This window comes from Candidatus Burkholderia verschuerenii (assembly GCF_001189365.1).
GTDB classification, from domain to species: Bacteria; Pseudomonadota; Gammaproteobacteria; order Burkholderiales; family Burkholderiaceae; genus Caballeronia; species Caballeronia verschuerenii.
Genome location: NZ_LFJJ01000087.1, coordinates 1 through 19,805, shown reverse-complemented (window position 1 = coordinate 19,805; position 19,805 = coordinate 1). Strand labels below are relative to the sequence as shown.

General features: G+C 59.7%; 33 protein-coding genes. 32 read left to right on the top strand and 1 reads right to left on the bottom strand.

Features of this window, described 5'->3' with window-relative positions:
* The 32 genes from tuf (at position 1) to dsbD (ending at position 18,358) form a co-directional block, all read left to right on the top strand.
* Positions 1-1,191 carry an elongation factor Tu gene (gene tuf / locus BVER_RS15910; RefSeq protein WP_050454143.1) on the top strand — a complete coding sequence of 397 codons (1,191 nt, stop codon included), beginning with the start codon at positions 1-3 and terminating at the stop codon, positions 1,189-1,191.
* A 167-nt stretch (positions 1,192-1,358) separates the two neighbouring features.
* The gene (gene rpsJ / locus BVER_RS15905; RefSeq protein ID WP_050454142.1) at positions 1,359-1,670 is read left to right on the top strand and encodes a 30S ribosomal protein S10; all 312 of its coding nucleotides are present in this window, start codon (positions 1,359-1,361) and stop codon (positions 1,668-1,670) included.
* Between the two features lie 221 nt (positions 1,671-1,891).
* On the top strand, positions 1,892-2,551 hold the full coding sequence (gene rplC / locus BVER_RS15900; protein ID WP_050454147.1) for a 50S ribosomal protein L3: 660 nt from the start codon (positions 1,892-1,894) through the stop codon (positions 2,549-2,551).
* On the top strand, positions 2,551-3,171 hold the full coding sequence (gene rplD, locus BVER_RS15895; protein WP_050454141.1) for a 50S ribosomal protein L4: 621 nt from the start codon (positions 2,551-2,553) through the stop codon (positions 3,169-3,171). Before rplC ends, rplD begins: the two co-directional genes overlap by 1 nt.
* On the top strand, positions 3,168-3,482 hold the full coding sequence (gene rplW / locus BVER_RS15890) for a 50S ribosomal protein L23 (protein WP_035967599.1): 315 nt from the start codon (positions 3,168-3,170) through the stop codon (positions 3,480-3,482). Before rplD ends, rplW begins: the two co-directional genes overlap by 4 nt.
* Before the next feature lie 2 nt (positions 3,483-3,484).
* Positions 3,485-4,312: a 50S ribosomal protein L2 gene (rplB, locus tag BVER_RS15885; RefSeq protein WP_050454140.1), complete on the top strand. Its 828-nt coding sequence runs from the start codon at positions 3,485-3,487 to the stop codon at positions 4,310-4,312.
* A gap of 10 nt (positions 4,313-4,322) precedes the next feature.
* The gene (gene rpsS, locus BVER_RS15880) at positions 4,323-4,598 is read left to right on the top strand and encodes a 30S ribosomal protein S19 (protein WP_050454139.1); all 276 of its coding nucleotides are present in this window, start codon (positions 4,323-4,325) and stop codon (positions 4,596-4,598) included.
* Between the two features lie 12 nt (positions 4,599-4,610).
* A complete protein-coding gene (gene rplV, locus BVER_RS15875; protein ID WP_007730533.1) occupies positions 4,611-4,940 on the top strand; it encodes a 50S ribosomal protein L22 in 330 nt (109 codons plus the stop codon).
* Between the two features lie 11 nt (positions 4,941-4,951).
* Positions 4,952-5,737 (top strand): 30S ribosomal protein S3, encoded by a 786-nt coding sequence (rpsC, locus tag BVER_RS15870; RefSeq protein WP_050454138.1) that lies wholly within the window; start codon positions 4,952-4,954, stop codon positions 5,735-5,737.
* 2 nt (positions 5,738-5,739) lie between these two features.
* Positions 5,740-6,156 carry a 50S ribosomal protein L16 gene (gene rplP, locus BVER_RS15865; RefSeq protein WP_050454137.1) on the top strand — a complete coding sequence of 139 codons (417 nt, stop codon included), beginning with the start codon at positions 5,740-5,742 and terminating at the stop codon, positions 6,154-6,156.
* Positions 6,157-6,166: 10 nt separating this feature from the next.
* Complete coding sequence (gene rpmC / locus BVER_RS15860) at positions 6,167-6,361, top strand: 50S ribosomal protein L29 (protein ID WP_050454146.1); 195 nt, start codon at positions 6,167-6,169, stop codon at positions 6,359-6,361.
* Positions 6,358-6,630 carry a 30S ribosomal protein S17 gene (gene rpsQ / locus BVER_RS15855; protein WP_008343854.1) on the top strand — a complete coding sequence of 91 codons (273 nt, stop codon included), beginning with the start codon at positions 6,358-6,360 and terminating at the stop codon, positions 6,628-6,630. The genes rpmC and rpsQ overlap by 4 nt, the downstream gene beginning before the upstream one ends.
* 302 nt (positions 6,631-6,932) lie before the next feature.
* On the top strand, positions 6,933-7,301 hold the full coding sequence (gene rplN / locus BVER_RS15850) for a 50S ribosomal protein L14 (protein WP_006998478.1): 369 nt from the start codon (positions 6,933-6,935) through the stop codon (positions 7,299-7,301).
* A 9-nt stretch (positions 7,302-7,310) separates the two neighbouring features.
* Positions 7,311-7,619 (top strand): 50S ribosomal protein L24, encoded by a 309-nt coding sequence (gene rplX, locus BVER_RS15845; protein WP_050454136.1) that lies wholly within the window; start codon positions 7,311-7,313, stop codon positions 7,617-7,619.
* 14 nt (positions 7,620-7,633) lie between these two features.
* A complete protein-coding gene (gene rplE, locus BVER_RS15840) occupies positions 7,634-8,173 on the top strand; it encodes a 50S ribosomal protein L5 (protein ID WP_050454135.1) in 540 nt (179 codons plus the stop codon).
* A gap of 7 nt (positions 8,174-8,180) precedes the next feature.
* A complete protein-coding gene (gene rpsN, locus BVER_RS15835; protein WP_050454134.1) occupies positions 8,181-8,486 on the top strand; it encodes a 30S ribosomal protein S14 in 306 nt (101 codons plus the stop codon).
* 15 nt (positions 8,487-8,501) lie between these two features.
* Positions 8,502-8,897 (top strand): 30S ribosomal protein S8, encoded by a 396-nt coding sequence (gene rpsH / locus BVER_RS15830; protein WP_050454133.1) that lies wholly within the window; start codon positions 8,502-8,504, stop codon positions 8,895-8,897.
* A gap of 18 nt (positions 8,898-8,915) precedes the next feature.
* Positions 8,916-9,449, top strand: coding sequence for a 50S ribosomal protein L6 (gene rplF / locus BVER_RS15825; protein ID WP_050454132.1), 534 nt, complete (start codon positions 8,916-8,918; stop codon positions 9,447-9,449).
* Between the two features lie 12 nt (positions 9,450-9,461).
* A complete protein-coding gene (gene rplR / locus BVER_RS15820) occupies positions 9,462-9,827 on the top strand; it encodes a 50S ribosomal protein L18 (protein WP_050454131.1) in 366 nt (121 codons plus the stop codon).
* Between the two features lie 14 nt (positions 9,828-9,841).
* A complete protein-coding gene (gene rpsE / locus BVER_RS15815) occupies positions 9,842-10,360 on the top strand; it encodes a 30S ribosomal protein S5 (RefSeq protein ID WP_050454130.1) in 519 nt (172 codons plus the stop codon).
* Positions 10,361-10,370: 10 nt separating this feature from the next.
* A complete protein-coding gene (gene rpmD, locus BVER_RS15810; protein ID WP_050454145.1) occupies positions 10,371-10,553 on the top strand; it encodes a 50S ribosomal protein L30 in 183 nt (60 codons plus the stop codon).
* 30 nt (positions 10,554-10,583) lie between these two features.
* Positions 10,584-11,018: a 50S ribosomal protein L15 gene (gene rplO, locus BVER_RS15805; RefSeq protein WP_050454129.1), complete on the top strand. Its 435-nt coding sequence runs from the start codon at positions 10,584-10,586 to the stop codon at positions 11,016-11,018.
* A gap of 41 nt (positions 11,019-11,059) precedes the next feature.
* The gene (secY, locus tag BVER_RS15800; protein ID WP_050454128.1) at positions 11,060-12,406 is read left to right on the top strand and encodes a preprotein translocase subunit SecY; all 1,347 of its coding nucleotides are present in this window, start codon (positions 11,060-11,062) and stop codon (positions 12,404-12,406) included.
* 9 nt (positions 12,407-12,415) lie between these two features.
* On the top strand, positions 12,416-12,634 hold the full coding sequence (gene infA, locus BVER_RS15795) for a translation initiation factor IF-1 (protein WP_004521905.1): 219 nt from the start codon (positions 12,416-12,418) through the stop codon (positions 12,632-12,634).
* A gap of 21 nt (positions 12,635-12,655) precedes the next feature.
* Positions 12,656-12,772, top strand: a complete 117-nt coding sequence (gene rpmJ / locus BVER_RS15790; protein WP_004199844.1) for a 50S ribosomal protein L36 — start codon at positions 12,656-12,658, stop codon at positions 12,770-12,772.
* Between the two features lie 41 nt (positions 12,773-12,813).
* On the top strand, positions 12,814-13,179 hold the full coding sequence (rpsM, locus tag BVER_RS15785; RefSeq protein WP_008344037.1) for a 30S ribosomal protein S13: 366 nt from the start codon (positions 12,814-12,816) through the stop codon (positions 13,177-13,179).
* A 28-nt stretch (positions 13,180-13,207) separates the two neighbouring features.
* The gene (gene rpsK / locus BVER_RS15780; RefSeq protein WP_006052224.1) at positions 13,208-13,612 is read left to right on the top strand and encodes a 30S ribosomal protein S11; all 405 of its coding nucleotides are present in this window, start codon (positions 13,208-13,210) and stop codon (positions 13,610-13,612) included.
* A gap of 166 nt (positions 13,613-13,778) precedes the next feature.
* Positions 13,779-14,402 carry a 30S ribosomal protein S4 gene (gene rpsD, locus BVER_RS15775; RefSeq protein ID WP_050454127.1) on the top strand — a complete coding sequence of 208 codons (624 nt, stop codon included), beginning with the start codon at positions 13,779-13,781 and terminating at the stop codon, positions 14,400-14,402.
* Between the two features lie 136 nt (positions 14,403-14,538).
* The gene (locus tag BVER_RS15770) at positions 14,539-15,516 is read left to right on the top strand and encodes a DNA-directed RNA polymerase subunit alpha (protein WP_050454126.1); all 978 of its coding nucleotides are present in this window, start codon (positions 14,539-14,541) and stop codon (positions 15,514-15,516) included.
* 140 nt (positions 15,517-15,656) lie between these two features.
* Positions 15,657-16,052, top strand: coding sequence for a 50S ribosomal protein L17 (rplQ, locus tag BVER_RS15765; protein WP_050454125.1), 396 nt, complete (start codon positions 15,657-15,659; stop codon positions 16,050-16,052).
* 151 nt (positions 16,053-16,203) lie between these two features.
* Entirely contained in the window at positions 16,204-16,536 is a 333-nt protein-coding gene (gene cutA / locus BVER_RS15760; protein WP_050454124.1) for a divalent-cation tolerance protein CutA, read from the top strand.
* Positions 16,529-18,358 (top strand): protein-disulfide reductase DsbD, encoded by a 1,830-nt coding sequence (dsbD, locus tag BVER_RS15755; RefSeq protein ID WP_050454144.1) that lies wholly within the window; start codon positions 16,529-16,531, stop codon positions 18,356-18,358. Before cutA ends, dsbD begins: the two co-directional genes overlap by 8 nt.
* Before the next feature lie 52 nt (positions 18,359-18,410).
* Here the strand turns inward: dsbD and hemB are convergent, their stop codons facing one another.
* A complete protein-coding gene (hemB, locus tag BVER_RS15750; protein WP_050454123.1) occupies positions 18,411-19,406 on the bottom strand; it encodes a porphobilinogen synthase in 996 nt (331 codons plus the stop codon).
* Between the last annotated feature and the right edge of the window lie 399 nt (positions 19,407-19,805).

The following is a 19,805-nucleotide window of genomic DNA, read 5'->3' as shown; positions in this document are numbered from 1 at the left end:
ATGGCAAAAGGTAAATTCGAGCGGACCAAGCCGCACGTGAACGTGGGCACGATCGGTCACGTTGACCACGGCAAGACCACGCTGACGGCAGCGATCACGACGGTGCTCACGCAGAAGTTCGGCGGCGAGGCGAAAGCGTACGACCAGATCGACGCAGCGCCGGAAGAAAAGGCACGTGGTATTACCATCAACACCGCGCACGTCGAGTACGAAACGGCTAACCGCCACTACGCACACGTCGACTGCCCGGGCCACGCTGACTATGTGAAGAACATGATCACGGGCGCGGCACAGATGGACGGCGCGATCCTGGTTTGCTCGGCCGCTGACGGCCCGATGCCGCAAACGCGTGAGCACATCCTGCTGGCTCGCCAGGTCGGCGTGCCTTACATCATCGTGTTCCTGAACAAGTGCGACATGGTCGACGACGCCGAACTGCTCGAGCTCGTCGAAATGGAAGTGCGCGAACTTCTGTCGAAGTACGACTTCCCGGGCGACGACACCCCGATCATCAAGGGTTCGGCAAAGCTCGCGCTGGAAGGCGACAAGGGCGAACTGGGCGAAGTGGCGATCATGAGTCTGGCAGACGCACTGGACACGTACATCCCGACGCCGGAACGCGCAGTTGACGGCTCGTTCCTGATGCCGGTGGAAGACGTGTTCTCGATCTCGGGTCGCGGCACGGTGGTGACGGGTCGCGTCGAGCGCGGCATCGTCAAGGTCGGCGAAGAAATCGAAATCGTCGGTATCAAGCCGACGGTGAAGACGACGTGCACGGGCGTGGAAATGTTCCGCAAGCTGCTCGACCAAGGTCAGGCAGGCGACAACGTCGGTATCCTGCTGCGCGGCACGAAGCGTGAAGACGTGGAGCGTGGCCAGGTGCTGGCCAAGCCGGGTTCGATCAACCCGCACACGCACTTCACGGCTGAAGTGTACGTGCTGAGCAAGGACGAAGGTGGCCGTCACACGCCGTTCTTCAACAACTACCGTCCGCAGTTCTACTTCCGTACGACGGACGTGACGGGCTCGATCGAGCTGCCGAAGGACAAGGAAATGGTGATGCCGGGCGACAACGTGTCGATCACGGTCAAGCTGATCAACCCGATCGCCATGGAAGAAGGTCTGCGCTTCGCTATCCGTGAAGGCGGTCGTACCGTCGGCGCTGGTGTCGTCGCTAAGATTATCGAGTAATATATTGGGCTTTCCCGGATTTTCCGGGCGTTGCTCGATTGAAGTTGCCGTAACGCTGTAGCAGTACAGACCGGGACCGGGCGTTCGCTCTCCGCGTGCGCCCGGTCCCACGCTCTTTTGCCCAATGTGCGGTGCAACACCGCCTCGCTCTTTCCAAGGAATTTGTCATGCAGAACCAGAAAATCCGCATTCGTCTGAAGGCTTTCGACTATCGCCTGATCGATCAATCGGCAGCCGAAATCGTCGATACCGCGAAGCGGACTGGCGCAATCGCCCGTGGCCCGGTGCCGCTGCCGACGCGTATTCAGCGTTTTGACATTCTGCGTTCGCCGCACGTCAACAAGACGTCGCGCGACCAGCTCGAAATCCGTACCCACCAGCGCCTGATGGACATCGTCGATCCGACGGACAAGACCGTCGACGCGCTGATGAAGCTCGACCTGCCGGCAGGCGTCGACGTCGAAATCAAGCTGCAGTAAGTCTTCCAGTGAGTCTTTAAGCTCTTCCGGATTGTCCGGAGGAGCTAAGTCATTGAATTGCTTGCTGAAACGGAAAAGCCTTGCTATACTTCAAAGCTTTTCCGTGTCTATGTATAGCAAAGACGCGGAAGTGGTGCAAGAATAGCCGACCCAGTTTTTCGTAACGCAGCCGGCATTTGTAAATCAGCCCCGACCAATCGCAGTCGGGAATGGAGAAAACGATGAGCCTTGGACTCGTAGGTCGCAAGGTTGGCATGACCCGTATCTTCACGCCTGAAGGGGATTCGATCCCCGTCACCGTGCTGGACGTGTCGGACAACCGCGTGACGCAGATCAAGACCGTTGAAACGGATGGTTATACCGCCGTTCAGGTTGCATTCGGTGCTCGCCGCGCTTCGCGCGTGACGAAGCCGCTGGCGGGCCATCTCGCCAAAGCCGGTGTTCAAGCCGGTGAAATCCTCAAGGAATTCCATATCGATGCAGCCAAGGCAGGCGAGCTGTCGAACGGCGCTGTCATCGCTACGGATATTTTCGAAGTCGGCCAGAAGGTCGATGTGCAAGGCACGTCGATCGGTAAGGGCTACGCCGGCACGATCAAGCGCTACAACTTCGCCTCGGGTCGCGCGACGCACGGTAACTCGCGTTCGCACAACGTTCCGGGTTCGATCGGTATGGCGCAGGATCCGGGTCGCGTGTTCCCGGGCAAGCGCATGACGGGTCACCTCGGTGACGAGACCGTCACGGTCCAAAATCTCGAAATCGCCCGCATCGACGCTGAGCGCAATCTGCTGCTCGTCCGCGGTGCTGTTCCGGGTGCGAAGGGCGGCAAGGTCTTCGTGACCCCGGCCGTCAAGACGCGTGCTGTGAAAGGAGCGAAATAATGGAACTTAAGCTCCTGAATGCCAATGGTCAGGAAGGCGCTGGCGTGAACGCATCGGACGTCGTGTTCGGTCGCGATTACAACGAAGCCCTGATTCACCAGGTCGTCGTCGCTTATCAAGCGAACGCACGTAGCGGCAATCGCGCTCAGAAGGACCGCGAACAAGTCAAGCACACCACCAAGAAGCCGTGGCGTCAGAAGGGTACGGGCCGCGCTCGTGCCGGTATGTCGTCGAGCCCGTTGTGGCGTGGCGGTGGTCGCATCTTCCCGAATTCGCCGGAAGAAAACTTCTCGCACAAGGTCAACAAGAAGATGCATCGCGCGGGTCTGCGCTCGATCTTCTCGCAGTTGGCTCGCGAAGGCCGTATCTCGGTTGTGGAAGAGCTCACGCTCGAAGCCCCGAAGACCAAGCTGTTGGCTGAAAAATTCAAGGCTATGGGTCTCGATTCCGTGCTGGTCATCACCGACACGGTCGACGAAAACCTGTACCTCGCGTCGCGCAACCTGGCCCACGTGACCGTTGTCGAGCCGCGTTACGCCGACCCGCTCTCGCTGATCTACTTCAAGAAAGTGCTGATCACGAAGGCTGCGGTCGCTCAGATCGAGGAGTTGCTGTCATGAGCGAAGTTCGCAAAAACGATCATCGTTTGATGCAAGTTCTGCTCGCGCCGGTGATCTCCGAAAAGGCGACGCTGGTTGCCGACAAGAACGAGCAAGTTGTGTTCGAAGTCGCACCGGACGCCACGAAGCAGGAAGTGAAGGCTGCTGTCGAGCTGCTGTTCAAGGTCGAAGTCAATTCCGTCAACGTGCTCGTCACGAAGGGCAAGGCAAAGCGCTTTGGCCGCTTCAACGGCAAGCGCAAGGACGTGAAGAAGGCGTACGTCTGCCTGAAGCCCGGCCAGGAAATCAACTTTGAAGCGGAGGCCAAGTAATCATGGCAATCGTGAAAGTTAAGCCGACCTCGCCGGGTCGCCGCGCGATGGTCAAGATCGTCAACAAGGATCTGCATAAGGGCAAGCCGCACGCAGAGCTGCTCGACTCGCAATCCAAGTCGGCGGGCCGTAACAACAACGGCCGTATCACCACGCGTCACCAGGGTGGTGGTCACAAGCAACACTATCGTATCGTCGATTTCCGTCGCAACAAGGACGGCATCGCAGCGAAGGTCGAACGTCTCGAGTACGACCCGAACCGTAGCGCGAACATCGCGCTGGTTCTGTACGCAGACGGCGAGCGCCGCTATATCATCGCGCCGAAGGGCGTGACGGTCGGTACGCAGCTGATGTCCGGTTCGGAAGCGCCGATCCGCGCAGGCAACACCCTGCCGATCCGCAACATCCCGGTCGGTACGACGATCCACTGCATCGAGATGCTGCCGGGCAAGGGCGCGCAAATGGCGCGTTCGGCTGGTACGTCCGCCATGCTGCTGGCTCGCGAAGGCGTCTACGCTCAGGTGCGTCTGCGCTCGGGCGAAATCCGCCGCGTGCACGTCGAGTGCCGCGCGACCATCGGCGAAGTGGGCAACGAAGAGCACAGCCTCCGCCAGATCGGTAAGGCCGGTGCGAATCGCTGGCGCGGTATCCGTCCGACGGTGCGTGGTGTTGCAATGAACCCGGTCGATCACCCGCACGGCGGTGGTGAAGGTAAGACGGCAGCAGGTCGCGATCCGGTGAGCCCGTGGGGCACGCCGACGAAGGGTTATCGCACCCGCAGCAACAAGCGCACGACGACGATGATCGTCCAGCGCCGTCACAAGCGTTAAGGAGTAAGCAATGACACGTTCTGCTAAAAAAGGTCCGTTCTGCGACGCTCATTTGCTGAAGAAAGTTGAGGCAGCCGCATCGACGCGCGATAAGAAGCCAATCAAAACCTGGTCGCGTCGTTCGACGATTCTGCCGGACTTCATCGGTCTGACGATCGCTGTTCATAACGGCCGTCAACATGTTCCGGTGTACGTCACGGAAAACATGGTCGGCCACAAGCTTGGCGAGTTCGCACTGACCCGTACGTTCAAGGGTCACGCGGTCGACAAGAAGGCCAAGAAATAAGGGGCAATCAAGATGGAAGTGAAGGCAATTCATCGCGGTGCCCGCATCTCGGCGCAGAAAACGCGCCTTGTGGCTGACCAGATCCGTGGTCTGCCGGTCGACAAGGCGCTGAACGTTCTGACGTTCTCGCCGAAGAAGGCGGCGGGTATCGTCAAGAAGGTCGTGCTGTCTGCGATCGCGAATGCGGAACACAACGAAGGCGCCGATATCGACGAGCTCAAGATCACGAGCATCTACGTCGACAAGGCTGCTTCGCTGAAGCGTTTTACCGCACGCGCTAAGGGTCGCGGTAACCGCATCGAGAAGCAATCCTGTCACATCACTGTGACGGTCGGGAATTAAGGAGCCATACGATGGGACAGAAAATTCATCCGACTGGCTTCCGTTTGGCCGTCAGCCGCAATTGGGCTTCGCGCTGGTACGCGAACAACAACAATTTCGCGGCGATGTTGCAGGAAGACATCGGTGTTCGTGAATATCTGAAGAAGAAGCTGAAGAACGCTTCGGTCGGCCGCGTCGTGATCGAGCGTCCGGCGAAGAACGCGCGCATCACGATTTACAGTTCGCGTCCGGGCGTCGTCATCGGCAAGAAGGGTGCAGACATCGAATCGCTGAAGGCCGAGCTGCAAAAGCGCATGGGCGTTCCGGTTCACGTCAACATCGAAGAAATCCGCAAGCCGGAAACGGACGCTCAGCTCATCGCTGACTCCATCACGCAGCAGCTCGAACGCCGGATCATGTTCCGCCGTGCGATGAAGCGCGCGATGCAAAACGCGATGCGTCTCGGTGCTCAAGGCATCAAGATCATGAGCGCGGGCCGTCTGAACGGTATCGAAATCGCTCGTACCGAGTGGTATCGCGAAGGTCGCGTGCCCCTCCATACGCTGCGTGCGGATATCGACTACGCAACGTCCGAAGCCAAGACGACGTACGGCATCATCGGCGTGAAGGTGTGGGTCTACAAGGGCGACACGCTGGGCCGCAACGATGCGCCGGTCGTGGAAGAAGTGGCCGAAGAAAAGCGTCCGCGCCGCAACGCACGTCCGGGTGGCGATCGCCGTCCGCGCCGTGACGGCGAAGGCGCGCCGGGCGGTGCACGTCGCGGCGGTGCCGGCGGTGACGCGAAGAGTGGAGAATAACGATGCTGCAACCGAAACGCAGAAAGTATCGCAAAGAGCAGAAAGGTCGTAACACCGGCAAGGCGACGCGCGGCAACGCAGTGTCGTTCGGTGAATACGGTCTGAAGGCTATCGGTCGCGGCCGTTTGACCGCGCGTCAAATCGAAGCTGCACGTCGTGCGATGACGCGTCACATCAAGCGTGGCGGCCGGATCTGGATCCGCATTTTCCCGGACAAGCCGATTTCGCAAAAGCCGGCCGAAGTACGTATGGGTAACGGTAAGGGTAACCCGGAGTACTACGTCGCAGAAATCCAACCGGGCAAGATGCTGTACGAAATGGACGGTGTCACCGAAGAACTGGCGCGCGAAGCGTTCCATCTGGCTGCAGCCAAGCTGCCGCTCAAGACGTACTTCGTGGTCCGCCAGCTCGGCGCCTAAGGAGTAAATGATGAAGGCAACTGAACTTCGCCAGAAAGACCAGTCCGCGCTCAATCAAGAGCTGTCGGACCTGCTGAAGGCGCAATTTGGCCTGCGTATGCAACTCGCGACCCAGCAGCTCACCAACACGAGCCAGCTGAAGAAGGTCCGTCGCGACATCGCGCGTGTGCGGACCGTCATGACCGAGAAGGCGAACCAGAAATGAACGATAGCGTGAAAACCTCGCTCAAGCGGACGCTGGTCGGCAAGGTCGTCAGCAACAAGATGGACAAGACGGTCACCGTCCTGGTCGAGCACCGCGTGAAGCATCCGATCTACGGCAAGTACGTCGTGCGTTCCAAGAAGTACCACGCGCACGATGACGCGAACACGTACAACGAAGGCGATCTCGTCGAAATCCAGGAAACACGTCCGATTTCGAAGACGAAAGCTTGGGTTGTGTCGAAGCTGGTTGAAGCGGCTCGCGTGATCTAAAGCAGAAGCAGTAGTGCCGCGATGCGGAAGTAAGTAGTGTCGCAGTAAGTTTCGCTTGCAAGACCGAGATTATTTGTTATAATCTTGGTCTTGCCTCTTTGTGGGAGCCCCGTCGCGGGCGAAATTGGTGGGGGAAGCCGGCTTGGGCGCCAGCCTGAGTCGACAGATTCACCGGATTGCGATGGCGGGTTTCGTCTGCCGTTGCTGCCCGTTCTAACCCAAGCAGCCATTTGGCTGACGGGACCAAGACTGACCGACTGTGCCATGGTGGTGCAATCGGATTAAGTTGGGAAAGATAAACCATGATCCAGACCGAAACTCGGCTTGAAGTGGCCGACAACACGGGTGCGCGTGAAGTCATGTGCATCAAGGTGCTCGGCGGCTCGAAGCGTCGTTACGCAAGCATTGGCGACATCATCAAGGTGACCGTCAAAGAAGCGACGCCGCGCGGACGCGTGAAAAAGGGCGAAATCTACAACGCCGTGGTCGTTCGTACGGCCAAGGGCGTGCGTCGCCAGGATGGCTCGCTCATCAAGTTCGACGGCAATGCCGCCGTTCTGCTGAACACGAAGCTCGAGCCGATCGGCACGCGTATTTTTGGGCCGGTCACGCGTGAACTGCGTAGCGAACGATTCATGAAGATCGTTTCGCTCGCGCCGGAAGTGCTGTAAGGAGTCGCGATGAACAAGATTCGCAAGGGTGACGAAGTCATCGTCACGACCGGCAAAGACAAGGGCAAGCGCGGTACCGTGCTGGTCGTTGCGGAAGACTGTGTCACCGTCGAGGGTATCAACCTCGTCAAGAAGCACGTGAAGCCGAACCCGATGAAGGGTACGACGGGCGGTGTGGAAGCCAAATCGATGCCGCTGCATATTTCGAACGTCGCATTGGTCGACGCGAACGGCAAGGCATCGCACGTTGGCATCAAGGTCGAAGACTTCAAGAAGGTTCGCTTCTTGAAGTCGACCGGCGCCACGCTCAACGCCTGACGCGGAGTTAAAAAATGGCTCGTCTGCAAGAGATTTATAAAGAAAAGGTTGTGCCGCAACTGGTTAAAAAGTTCGGTTACAAGTCCATCATGGAAGTGCCGCGCCTCACCAAGATCACCCTGAACATGGGTCTTGGCGAAGCCGTCGCCGACAAGAAGGTTCTTGAGCACGCCGTTGGCGACCTGACGAAGATCGCTGGCCAGAAGCCGGTTATCACCAAGTCGCGTAAGGCAATCGCTGGCTTCAAGATCCGTGAAGGCTACCCGATCGGCACAATGGTTACCCTGCGTGGCAATGCCATGTACGAATTCCTGGACCGTTTCGTGACGGTTGCGCTGCCTCGCGTGCGCGACTTCCGTGGCGTGTCGGGCAAGGCGTTCGACGGCCGTGGTAACTACAACATCGGTGTGAAAGAGCAAATCATTTTCCCCGAAATCGACTACGACAAGATCGACGCGCTGCGTGGGCTGAACATCAGCATCACGACGACCGCGAAGACCGACGAAGAAGCAAAGGCATTGCTCGCCGGCTTCAAGTTCCCGTTCAGAAACTGAGGTTACCGTGGCTAAACTGGCACTGATCGAACGTGAAAAGAAGCGCGCGCGCCTGGCAGCCAAGTACGCTCCGAAGCGTACTGAGCTGAAGGCTGTGATCGACGACGCAAGCAAGTCGGACGAAGAGCGTTACTTCGCCCGCCTGGCGCTTCAACAACTGCCGCGTAACTCGAATCCGACTCGCAAGCGTAACCGCTGCGCGATCACGGGTCGTCCGCGTGGCACGTTCCGCAAGTTCGGACTCGCGCGCGGCAAGATTCGTGAAATCGCTTTCCGCGGCGAAATCCCCGGCCTGACCAAGGCGAGCTGGTAATAGGAGAAACATAAGATGAGCATGAGTGATCCTATCGCCGATATGCTGACTCGCATCCGCAACGCGCAGATGGTCGAGAAGGTTTCGGTGACGATGCCCTCGTCTAAAGTCAAGGTTGCGATTGCGCAGGTTTTGAAGGGCGAAGGTTATATCGACGACTTCGCGGTCAAGGCTGAAGGCGCGAAGACGGAATTGAACATCGCGTTGAAGTACTACGCCGGCCGTCCGGTCATCGAGCGCCTCGAGCGCGTCTCGAAGCCTGGCCTGCGCGTGTACCGCGGTCGCAACGACATCCCGCAGGTCATGAATGGCCTGGGCGTTGCAATCGTGTCGACGCCGAAGGGTGTGATGACCGACCGCAAGGCGCGCCAGACCGGCGTCGGCGGCGAAGTCATCTGCTACGTCGCTTAACGCCTAAGGAGAAGAAACATGTCTCGAGTAGGTAAAAGCCCGATTACGCTGCCGCAAGGCGCGGAAGTGGCGATCAAGGGCGACGTCATCACGGTGAAGGGTCCGCTCGGCACGATCTCGCAACCGGCTAACAAGCTGGTCGCGCTGACGAACGAGAACGGCACCCTGAAGCTGGCCCCGACGGATGAAAGCCGCGAAGCAAACGCGATGTCCGGCACGATGCGCGCCCTAGTGGCGAACATGGTGCAGGGCGTTACCAAGGGTTTCGAGCGCAAGCTGACGCTGGTTGGCGTCGGTTATCGTGCGCAAGCGCAAGGCGACAAGCTGAACCTGTCGCTGGGTTTCTCGCACCCCGTGGTGCACCAGATGCCGGAAGGCGTCAAGGCTGAAACCCCGTCGCAGACCGAAATCGTGATCAAGGGGATCGACAAGCAGAAAGTCGGACAGACCGCAGCAGAAGTGCGCGGCTATCGTCCGCCTGAGCCGTACAAGGGCAAGGGCGTGCGCTATTCCGACGAGGTCGTGATCCTCAAAGAAACGAAGAAGAAGTAAGGGTGCGCAATCATGGATAAGACTCAATCTCGCCTGCGCCGCGCTCGTCAGACGCGTATCAAGCTCGCTGAGCTGCAGGTTCCGCGTCTGGCCGTGCATCGCACGAATACGCATATCTATGCGCAAGTGTTCTCAGCATGCGGCACGAAGGTCGTGGCAAGCGCCTCGACGCTGGAAGCTGAAGTGCGCGCTGAACTGGCCGACAAGTCGGGCAAGGGCGGCAACGTCACTGCCGCGACCCTGATCGGCAAGCGTATCGCCGAAAAGGCCAAGGCAGCCGGCATCGAATCCGTCGCCTTCGACCGCTCGGGTTTCCGCTACCACGGCCGCGTCAAGGCGCTGGCTGATGCGGCGCGTGAAGCCGGGCTCAAGTTCTAAGGGAAGAATTCGTCATGGCAAAGATGCAAGCGAAAGTTCAGGCTGACGAACGCGACGACGGCCTGCGCGAAAAGATGATCGCGGTCAACCGCGTGACCAAGGTTGTGAAGGGCGGCCGGATTCTCGGTTTCGCCGCTCTGACCGTGGTCGGCGACGGCGATGGCCGCATGGGCATGGGCAAGGGCAAGGCGAAGGAAGTTCCGGTTGCCGTTCAAAAGGCAATGGAACAAGCCCGCCGCAACATGTTCAAGGTGCCCCTGAAGAACGGCACGCTGCAACACGAAGTGCACGGTAAGCACGGCGCATCCGCAGTCCTCCTCGCTCCGGCGAAGGATGGTACGGGCGTGATCGCCGGCGGCCCGATGCGCGCCGTGTTCGACGTGATGGGCGTTCAAAACGTTGTGGCCAAGAGCCACGGTTCGACGAACCCGTACAACCTCGTTCGTGCGACGCTGGACGGCCTGCGCAAGCAGTCGACCCCGGCAGACATCGCGGCGAAGCGTGGTAAGTCCGTCGAAGACATTCTGGGCTAAGGTGGTCACCATGTCTGAAAAAACTGTCAAGGTTCAGCTCGTCAAGAGCCTGATCGGGACCCGCGAAACGCACCGTGCTACGGTGCGTGGCCTCGGCCTGCGTCGCCTGAACTCGGTCTCCGAGTTGCAGGACACGCCGGCAGTGCGCGGGATGATCAACAAGGTCTCGTACCTCGTTAAGGTCATCGCCTAAGCGGCCGACCAAGCATCCAAGGAGTTAAACATGGAATTGAATAACCTGAAGCCTGCAGAAGGCGCGAAGCACGCAAAGCGTCGCGTTGGTCGCGGGATCGGTTCGGGCCTCGGCAAGACCGCTGGCCGCGGCCACAAGGGTCAGAAATCGCGTTCGGGCGGCTTCCACAAGGTCGGCTTCGAAGGCGGTCAGATGCCTCTGCAGCGTCGTCTGCCGAAGCGCGGCTTCACCTCGCTGACGAAGGAATTCGTCGGTGAAGTGAATCTGAATGACCTGGAAAAGCTGCCGGTCGACGAAATCGATCTCCTGGCGCTGAAGCAAGCGGGTCTGGTCGGCGAGCTCATCAAGAGCGCGAAGATCATCAAGACCGGCGAGATCACGCGCAAGGTCACGGTGAAGGGTCTGTCGGCAACGGCGGGCGCCCGTGCAGCAATCGAAGCCGCTGGCGGCTCGTTCGCCGAGTAACGTGCTTTCGCCGTTACTAGCACTAGCATCGGAGAAGGTTCTTGGCTAACAGCCCGAGTCTCGCAAAACCCGGTCGAAGCGCGGCGAAATTCGGCGATCTGCGTAAGCGTGCAATCTTTTTGCTGCTTGCGCTGATCGTCTACCGCATTGGTGCGCACATTCCGGTTCCCGGCATCGATCCGGATCAGCTGGCGAAGTTGTTCCAAAGCCAGTCGGGCGGCATCCTGGGCATGTTCAACATGTTCTCGGGTGGCGCACTGTCCCGATTCACGATCTTTGCGCTGGGCATCATGCCCTACATTTCGGCCTCGATCATCATGCAGTTGCTGTCGATCGTGTCGCCGCAAATGGAGGCCTTGAAGAAGGAAGGGCAGGCGGGTCAGCGGAAGATTACGCAGTACACGCGTATCTTCACGGTGGTTCTGGCTACTTTCCAGGCGTTCGGTATCGCAGTCGCGCTGGAAAACCAGCCCGGACTGGTGATCGACCCCGGCATGGTGTTCCGTCTCACGACGGTCGTGACGCTGGTGACGGGCACGATGTTCCTGATGTGGCTGGGTGAGCAGATCACGGAGCGCGGTCTCGGCAACGGTATCTCGATCATCATCTTCGGCGGTATCGCGGCAGGCTTCCCGAATGCAATCGGTGGTCTGTTCGAGCTGGTTCGCACCGGTTCGATGAGCATCATCTCGGCGATCATCATCGTCGTGCTGATCGCGGCGGTCACGTATCTGGTCGTGTTCATCGAACGCGGTCAGCGCAAGATCCTCGTGAACTATGCGAAGCGCCAGGTCGGTAACAAGATTTACGGTGGACAGTCGTCTCATCTGCCGCTCAAGTTGAACATGTCGGGTGTGATTCCGCCGATCTTCGCGTCGTCGATCATCCTCTTCCCGGCAACCATCCTGAACTGGTTCAGTTCGGGTACGCGTACCAACTGGTTCGCAAACACGCTGCACAGCGTGGCCGATGCTATCAAGCCCGGCCAACCGGTGTACGTGCTGCTGTATGCGTTGGCGATCGTCTTCTTCTGCTTCTTCTACACCGCTTTGGTGTTCAACAGCCGTGAGACCGCCGACAACTTGAAGAAGAGCGGTGCATTCGTTCCGGGTATCCGTCCGGGCGATCAGACTGCACGGTATATCGACCGCATCCTCACGCGTTTGACGCTGGCCGGTGCGATCTACATCGTATTCGTGTGCCTGCTGCCTGAGTTTCTGGTGTTGCGCTGGAACGTGCCGTTTTATTTTGGTGGAACGTCGCTACTGATCATTGTCGTCGTCACGATGGACTTCATGGCTCAAGTTCAGTCGTACGTGATGTCGCAACAATATGAGTCGCTGCTCAAGAAGGCTAACTTCAAGGGCGGCAACGTCCCGATGCGTTGATTTAGAACTATGGCCAAAGACGATGTAATCCAGATGCAGGGTGAGGTCATCGAAAACCTTCCCAACGCTACTTTCCGGGTGAAATTGGAAAATGGCCATGTCGTTCTGGGGCATATTTCTGGAAAGATGCGGATGCACTACATCCGCATCCTGCCGGGCGACAAGGTTACGGTCGAACTGACGCCTTACGATCTGTCTCGTGCACGGATCGTGTTCCGGGCGAAGTGATTTAGAAAAAAGGGTAATATCATGAAAGTGATGGCATCGGTTAAGCGCATTTGCCGCAATTGCAAGATCATCAAGCGCAAGGGCGTTGTGCGCGTGATTTGCAGCTCTGATCCGCGCCACAAACAGCGTCAAGGCTGAACGCCGCGCTTTTGCTTGCGCTTTTTGTTTGAGGAAAAACAATGGCTCGTATCGCAGGGGTTAACATCCCGAATCACCAGCATACCGAGATCGGCCTGACGGCAATCTTCGGCATCGGACGCACGCGCTCGCGCGGCATTTGCACCGCTGCTGGTGTGGAATTTTCGAAGAAGGTCAAGGACCTCACCGACGCAGACCTCGAAAAGTTGCGTGACGAAGTGGGCAAGTTCATCGTCGAAGGCGATCTGCGCCGTGAAGTGACGATGAACATCAAGCGCCTGATGGACTTGGGTTGCTACCGCGGCATGCGCCATCGCAAGGGTCTGCCCCTGCGTGGCCAGCGTACGCGTACGAACGCACGTACCCGTAAGGGCCCGCGTCGTGCAGCGCAATCGCTGAAGAAGTAAGCGGAACTGACAGTTACAGGAAAACGTAATGGCTAAGGCTTCGAACAACTCCGCGGCGCAACGCGTTCGCAAGAAGGTCAAGAAGAACGTCGCCGAGGGCGTGGTTCACGTTCACGCGTCGTTCAACAACACCATTATCACGATCACCGACCGTCAAGGTAACGCGCTGGCATGGGCGACCTCGGGTGGCCAGGGTTTCAAGGGCTCGCGTAAGTCGACGCCGTTTGCAGCTCAGGTCGCAGCGGAATCGGCTGGCCGCGTGGCAATGGAATACGGCGTGAAGAACCTCGAAGTGCGGATCAAGGGCCCCGGTCCTGGCCGCGAATCGGCGGTGCGCGCGCTGCATGGTCTTGGCATCAAGATCACCGCGATCTCCGACGTGACGCCGGTCCCGCACAACGGCTGCCGTCCGCCGAAGCGCCGTCGTATCTAAAGTACGTCGACGCTGCCGCATGTTTCCTGTCGATGCGAAAGTATCGGCGGGTTTCGTGCGTTATAGATTTAGTTTTGACTAAGCCCACCGTTCGGCCCAAAGGGTTCGAACTAGCGCAGACCGAAGCATCGCTTCAGTGTGCGTGATCAATATTTAAGGATGCAAAGTGGCACGCTATACCGGTCCCAAAGCAAAACTGTCCCGCCGCGAAGGCACAGATCTGTTCCTGAAGAGCGCACGCCGCTCGCTCGCTGACAAGTGCAAGCTCGACAGCAAGCCCGGCCAGCACGGCCGTACCTCGGGCGCGCGTACGTCCGACTACGGCACCCAGTTGCGCGAAAAGCAGAAAGTGAAGCGTATTTACGGCGTGCTGGAACGTCAGTTCCGCCGCTACTTCGCCGAAGCCGACCGCCGCAAGGGCCCGACGGGCGAAAACCTGCTGCAATTGCTCGAGTCGCGTCTCGACAACGTCGTGTATCGCATGGGCTTCGGCTCGACGCGCGCTGAAGCACGTCAGCTCGTGAGCCACAAGTCGATCCTCGTGAACGGCCAGGTCGCGAACATCCCGTCGCTGCAAGTGAAGTCGGGCGATGTCGTCTCCGTGCGCGAGCAGTCGCGCAAGCAGGCGCGTATCGTCGAAGCGCTGTCGCTGGCTGAGCAAGGCGGCATGCCGAGCTGGGTTGCGGTCGACGCGAAGAAGTTCGAAGGCACGTTCAAGTCGATGCCTGAGCGCAGCGATATCGCTGGCGACATCAACGAAAGTCTGATCGTCGAATTGTATTCGCGTTAATCGCTCGGTAATCGGATTAGCAGCCGGGGCGGTGCGTTTGCCTGAGGCAAAAGTGCGACCTCGGCTGTTTATTTTCAGGTTGTTACCGGTCAGCCTTATCGGTGTAACGAGCCGAGGGTATTGAAAAGGAAAACCTATGCAAACCAGTTTGTTGAAGCCCAAGATCATTGCAGTTGAATCGCTTGGCGAAAGCCACGCGAAAGTGGTTATGGAGCCGTTCGAACGCGGCTATGGCCACACCTTGGGTAACGCGCTTCGGCGCGTGCTGCTGTCGTCGATGATCGGCTACGCGCCGACCGAAGTGACGATCGCAGGCGTCGTGCATGAATATTCGACGCTCGACGGTGTGCAAGAGGATGTGGTCAACCTGCTGTTGAACCTGAAGGGCGTCGTCTTCAAGCTGCACAACCGTGATGAAGTCACGGTGACGCTGCGCAAGGAAGGCGAAGGCGTTGTCACGGCCGGCGATATCGAACTCGCGCATGATTGCGAGATCATCAACCCGGAACACGTGATCGCGCATCTGTCGAAGGGCGGCAAGCTCGACGTTCAGATCAAGGTCGAAAAGGGCCGCGGCTATGTGCCGGGCAACGTGCGTTGTTATGGCGAAGAGTCGGCCAAGATCATCGGCCGTATCGTGCTGGATGCGTCGTTCTCGCCGGTTCGCCGCGTGAGCTACGCCGTGGAAAGCGCGCGTGTCGAACAGCGTACCGACCTCGACAAGCTCGTGATGAACATCGAGACCAACGGCGTGATCTCGCCGGAAGAAGCGATCCGCCAGTCGGCTCGCATTCTGGTCGATCAGCTGTCCGTGTTCGCGGCGCTGGAAGGCACCGAAGCAGCGGCGGAAGCGCCGTCGCGCGCGCCGCAGATCGATCCGATCCTGCTGCGTCCGGTCGATGACCTCGAACTCACGGTTCGTTCCGCGAACTGCCTGAAGGCCGAGAACATCTACTACATCGGCGACCTGATCCAGCGTACGGAAAACGAACTGCTGAAGACGCCGAACCTGGGCCGCAAGTCGTTGAACGAAATCAAGGAAGTCTTGGCTTCGCGCGGTCTGACGCTCGGTATGAAGCTCGAAAACTGGCCGCCGGCTGGTCTCGACAAGTAATCAGGCAGCATCAAGCGTTACTGGCAAAGACGCGGATTTTCCTTTAGAATCCGCGTCTTGCTTTTTCTCCGACCGGCCCGTGCACCCAATCCAAGGGCGCAATAGAAGAGCTGGCTCTAAACTTGTAAAAGGAACTGAAAATGCGTCATAAGCATGGTCTGCGGAAACTGAACCGCACGAGCAGCCATCGTCTGGCAATGCTCCGCAATATGTCGAATTCGCTCATCGAGCACGAAGTCATCAAGACGACGCTGCCGAAGGCCAAGGAACTGCGTAAGGTCGTCGAGCCCCTCATCACGCGGGGCAAGAAGCCGTCGCTCGCGAACCGTCGTCTGGCGTTCAACCGCCTGCGCGATCGTGATTCGGTCACGAAGCTGTTCGAAGTCCTCGGCCCGCGTTACGCGAACCGTCCGGGCGGCTACCTGAGCATCCTGAAGTTCGGTTTCCGCGTCGGCGACAACGCACCGATGGCGCTGGTCCAACTGATGGATCGCCCGGAAGTCGAAGAAACGGAAGAAATGCAAGAAGCCGAGTAAATCGGTTCTGCATCGAATCTTGCAAAAGGCCAAGCTGAGCTTGGCCTTTTGTTTTTGCGCGGCGGATTTTCACGCACCGCCGCGAAAAGATGCGCGAAAGCCGCCAATGCTACGATACGGAACTATCCTCCAAGCCTGATCGGAGTTCTGATTGAACGTCCCCGTCGTCCTGATGCTGTCCACGCTGCCCGATTCCGCCGCGGCCGATGCGCTCGCTCGCGCCGTGCTCGACGCGCGTCTCGCCGCGTGTGTGACGAATCTGGGCGCGGTGGCGTCCCAATATCACTGGAAGGGCGTGCTCGAGTCGTCCGACGAAGTGCAGTTGCTGTTCAAAACGAGCGTCGCGCGCAGCGACGAGTTGCAGCGCTTCGTGGAATCGCAGCATCCCTATGAAACACCCGAAATCCTCGTCTGGCAGGTCGATGCCTCGCCGGGCTATGGGCAGTGGGTCAATGCAGAAACGCAGCGTCCTCTTCATGTTTGAGCGTTCCCGAATCATCGCGCGTCGGTTCTTCAGCGCATTCATGCTTCTCGTCGCGATGGCGGCGGTCACGGGCGGCGTCGCCCGCGCGGCCGACGACTTTCTCGATCCCTCCGTCGCGTTCAAATTCAGCGCCTCCGAGCAGCCCGGCGAAGTCGACGTCCGATACAAGATCGCCGACGGCTACTACATGTACCGCGAGCGCTTTTCCTTCGCGGTGAAGAGCGGCGACGCGACGATCGGCGCGGCGCAGTTGCCGGCGGGCAAGGTTCACTTCGACCAGACGTTCAACAAGGATGTCGAGACGTATCGCGGCGAACTGCTGATCCGCATTCCGGTGACGCAGGCGAAAGTTCCGTTCGAACTGGCCGTGACGTCGCAAGGTTGCGCGGATCAGGGCATTTGCTATCCGCCGATGGAAAAGACGTATCGCGTGCGTGGCGATGCGCTTCAGCCCGCAGGCGCGACGCCCGCCAAGCCTGTCCAGTCCGATACGAGCCAATCGTGGTTCGAACGCGCGACCAGCGCCGATTACGCGCAATCGATGCTCGAAGGCGGCGGCTTCTTCACCGTCGTCGGACTGTATTTCCTCGCGGGCATGGTGCTCAGCCTGTTGCCCTGTTCCTATCCGATGATCCCGATTCTCTCCGCGATCATCGTCGGTGAAGGCGCGCGCGTGACGCGTGGACGCGGCTTCGCGTTGTCGTTGTCGTATGTCGTCGGGATGGCGCTGGTGTACACGGTACTGGGCATCGCGGCGGCGCTGGTCGGGCAGAGCCTTGGCGCGTGGTTGCAGAACCCGTGGGTGCTGTCCGCGTTCGGCGTGCTGCTCGCGGTGTTCGCCGTGGCGCTGATTTCGGGCGTCGATATCACCTTGCCGGAGCGTTGGCAGAGCGGCGTGAACGAGGCATCGCAGAAGCGCAGCGGCGGCAAGTTCGCGGCGGTCGCGGTGATGGGCGCGCTGTCCGCGCTCGTCGTCGGCGCGTGCATGACGGCGCCGCTGTTCGCGGTGCTCGCGTTCATCGCGCATACGGGCAACGCGGTGCTCGGCGGCGCGGCGCTGTTCGCGATGGGTATCGGGCTCGGCGTGCCCTTGCTTGTGATCGGGCTGGGCGCGGGATCGGTGCTTCCGCGCGCGGGCGCGTGGATGGATGGCGTGAAGGTGTTCTTCGGCGTCGTGTTGCTGGCGGCCGCGCTGTGGATCGTGTGGCCCGTGCTCGGCGGCGTCGCGCAGATGCTGCTCGCGGCCTTGTGGTTGCTGATCGCGGCGGCATCGCTCGGCTTGTTTGCGCCGGGTGCGTCGGCGTCGGTGAATGTCTGGAAACGGCTCGGGCGCAGCTTGGGCGCGGCGTTCGCGATCTGGGCGGCGACGTTGCTCGTCGGACTCGCCGCCGGTTCGACCGATCCGCTTCGTCCGCTCGCCGTATTGGCAGCGCGCGGCGGTTCGGGCGCAGGGACGGCGACGCAAGCGCAAGGCCCGACGTTCGCGCTGGTGCGATCATCGGCGGAACTGGATTCGGCGGTCAAAGCCGCCGCGCGTCCCGCGATGCTCGATTTCTACGCCGACTGGTGCGTCTCCTGCAAGGAAATGGAGAATCTCACGTTCTCCGATCAACGCGTGCAGGCGCGTCTCGCGCAACTCAACCTGCTGCGCGCCGACGTCACCGCGAACAATACCGACGATCAGGCGCTGCTCAAGCGCTTCAAGCTGTTCGGCCCGCCCGGCATCATTTTCTTCGATGCACAGGGTAACGAAGTGGCGCGCGTCGTCGGCTACGAATCGGCGGATACGTTCCTGAAAAGCCTCGATAAAGTCAGCGGATGAAAAAAGGGCGATGCACACCATGCATCGCCCTTCGAACATCTGAACGGACCGATCAGGAAGAACGCAGAATCCGCGCGGCATCCAGCGCGAAATACGTCAGCACGCCGTCCGCGCCCGCGCGCTTGAACGCGAGCAGCGCTTCCATCATCACCTTGTCGTGATCGATCCAGCCGTTCTGCGCGGCGGCCTTGATCATCGCGTATTCGCCGCTGACCTGATACGCGTAGGTCGGAAAGCGGAACTCGTCCTTCACGCGTCGCACGATGTCGAGATACGGCATGCCCGGCTTGACCATCACCATGTCCGCGCCTTCCTCGATATCCATGCGCACTTCGCGCATGGCTTCGTCGGTATTGGCCGGGTCCATCTGATACGTCATCTTGTTGCTCTTGCCGAGGTTCGCCGCCGAGCCGACCGCATCGCGGAACGGGCCGTAGAACGCCGACGCGTACTTCGCCGCGTACGCCATGATGCGCGTGTGGATATGCCCGTCGCTCTCCAGCATCTCGCGGATCGCGCCGATGCGCCCGTCCATCATGTCCGACGGCGCGACGATATCCACGCCCGCTTCTGCCTGCACGCGCGCCTGTTCGACGAGAATCTCGCTGGTTTCGTCGTTCTTCACGTAGCCTTCTTCGTCGAGCACGCCGTCCTGGCCGTGGCTCGTGTACGGATCGAGCGCGACGTCGGTCAGCACGCCGAGCATCGGGAAGTTCTTTTTCAGCTCGCGCACGGCGCGCGGAATCAGGCCTTCGGGATTGGTCGCCTCGATACCGTCGGGCGTCTTCAGCGACGGCTCGATCGCCGGGAACAGCGACAGCACCGGGACGCCGAGTTCGACGCATTGCTCCGCGACCTTCATCAGCAGATCGACGGATGTGCGCTCGACGCCGGGCATCGACGGCACGGTTTGCCGAAGATTCGTCCCTTCGACGATGAACACCGGATAGATGAGGTCGTTGGTGGTGAGGATGTTTTCGCGCATCAGACGGCGCGAGAAGTCATCGCGGCGCATGCGGCGCGGGCGATGGTGGGGATAAAAGCTCATGGTTTGACTCGGTTCGCGTGATCTTCAGGGGAGGTCGAAAACGTGTCTCGAAAGCGCTCAAAGCCTTGCTGGAAAAGGCCGCGGACGCGTCTGAAACCGTTTTGAGACAATGGTATATCATACCGATCGAGCAACGCGCTCTGCGCGGAACTCCCCGCTTCTCCTCCCTGAGCGGGTGCCTGTCGTTATTCGATTAGGCTGTTCACCCGCCGTACTGCGGCGGGTTTTTTGTGCGCCGAGCATGCGCAACAGCTTGGGGGTGCAAGTTCCCTGTCCAGCCTGATGGGGCGAAGGCCTAGTGAAACGCAAGGGCGTCGTTGTGAGGCGGGGGCTGGAGGGAGCGTGTAGCAAAGCCACGACCTGACGAACAGAAACCAGATATGAGGCCTACCCGGGCGG

Coding starts and splice junctions, on each gene's coding strand:
- rplV (WP_007730533.1), top strand. CDS start 4,611: ATGGAAGTGAAGGCAATTCATCGCGGTGCCCGCATCTCGGCGCAGAAA.
- hemB (WP_050454123.1), bottom strand. CDS start 19,406: ATGAGCTTTTATCCCCACCATCGCCCGCGCCGCATGCGCCGCGATGAC.
- dsbD (WP_050454144.1), top strand. CDS start 16,529: ATGTTTGAGCGTTCCCGAATCATCGCGCGTCGGTTCTTCAGCGCATTC.
- rpmJ (WP_004199844.1), top strand. CDS start 12,656: ATGAAAGTGATGGCATCGGTTAAGCGCATTTGCCGCAATTGCAAGATC.
- BVER_RS15770 (WP_050454126.1), top strand. CDS start 14,539: ATGCAAACCAGTTTGTTGAAGCCCAAGATCATTGCAGTTGAATCGCTT.
- rplB (WP_050454140.1), top strand. CDS start 3,485: ATGGCAATCGTGAAAGTTAAGCCGACCTCGCCGGGTCGCCGCGCGATG.
- rplF (WP_050454132.1), top strand. CDS start 8,916: ATGTCTCGAGTAGGTAAAAGCCCGATTACGCTGCCGCAAGGCGCGGAA.
- infA (WP_004521905.1), top strand. CDS start 12,416: ATGGCCAAAGACGATGTAATCCAGATGCAGGGTGAGGTCATCGAAAAC.
- rpmC (WP_050454146.1), top strand. CDS start 6,167: ATGAAGGCAACTGAACTTCGCCAGAAAGACCAGTCCGCGCTCAATCAA.
- rplR (WP_050454131.1), top strand. CDS start 9,462: ATGGATAAGACTCAATCTCGCCTGCGCCGCGCTCGTCAGACGCGTATC.
- rplX (WP_050454136.1), top strand. CDS start 7,311: ATGAACAAGATTCGCAAGGGTGACGAAGTCATCGTCACGACCGGCAAA.
- rplN (WP_006998478.1), top strand. CDS start 6,933: ATGATCCAGACCGAAACTCGGCTTGAAGTGGCCGACAACACGGGTGCG.
- rplO (WP_050454129.1), top strand. CDS start 10,584: ATGGAATTGAATAACCTGAAGCCTGCAGAAGGCGCGAAGCACGCAAAG.
- rpsM (WP_008344037.1), top strand. CDS start 12,814: ATGGCTCGTATCGCAGGGGTTAACATCCCGAATCACCAGCATACCGAG.
- rplE (WP_050454135.1), top strand. CDS start 7,634: ATGGCTCGTCTGCAAGAGATTTATAAAGAAAAGGTTGTGCCGCAACTG.
- tuf (WP_050454143.1), top strand. CDS start 1: ATGGCAAAAGGTAAATTCGAGCGGACCAAGCCGCACGTGAACGTGGGC.
- rpsJ (WP_050454142.1), top strand. CDS start 1,359: ATGCAGAACCAGAAAATCCGCATTCGTCTGAAGGCTTTCGACTATCGC.
- rpsC (WP_050454138.1), top strand. CDS start 4,952: ATGGGACAGAAAATTCATCCGACTGGCTTCCGTTTGGCCGTCAGCCGC.
- rpsE (WP_050454130.1), top strand. CDS start 9,842: ATGGCAAAGATGCAAGCGAAAGTTCAGGCTGACGAACGCGACGACGGC.
- rpsH (WP_050454133.1), top strand. CDS start 8,502: ATGAGCATGAGTGATCCTATCGCCGATATGCTGACTCGCATCCGCAAC.
- rplW (WP_035967599.1), top strand. CDS start 3,168: ATGAGCGAAGTTCGCAAAAACGATCATCGTTTGATGCAAGTTCTGCTC.
- rplP (WP_050454137.1), top strand. CDS start 5,740: ATGCTGCAACCGAAACGCAGAAAGTATCGCAAAGAGCAGAAAGGTCGT.
- rpmD (WP_050454145.1), top strand. CDS start 10,371: ATGTCTGAAAAAACTGTCAAGGTTCAGCTCGTCAAGAGCCTGATCGGG.
- rplD (WP_050454141.1), top strand. CDS start 2,551: ATGGAACTTAAGCTCCTGAATGCCAATGGTCAGGAAGGCGCTGGCGTG.
- rplC (WP_050454147.1), top strand. CDS start 1,892: ATGAGCCTTGGACTCGTAGGTCGCAAGGTTGGCATGACCCGTATCTTC.
- rpsS (WP_050454139.1), top strand. CDS start 4,323: ATGACACGTTCTGCTAAAAAAGGTCCGTTCTGCGACGCTCATTTGCTG.
- rpsQ (WP_008343854.1), top strand. CDS start 6,358: ATGAACGATAGCGTGAAAACCTCGCTCAAGCGGACGCTGGTCGGCAAG.
- rplQ (WP_050454125.1), top strand. CDS start 15,657: ATGCGTCATAAGCATGGTCTGCGGAAACTGAACCGCACGAGCAGCCAT.
- rpsK (WP_006052224.1), top strand. CDS start 13,208: ATGGCTAAGGCTTCGAACAACTCCGCGGCGCAACGCGTTCGCAAGAAG.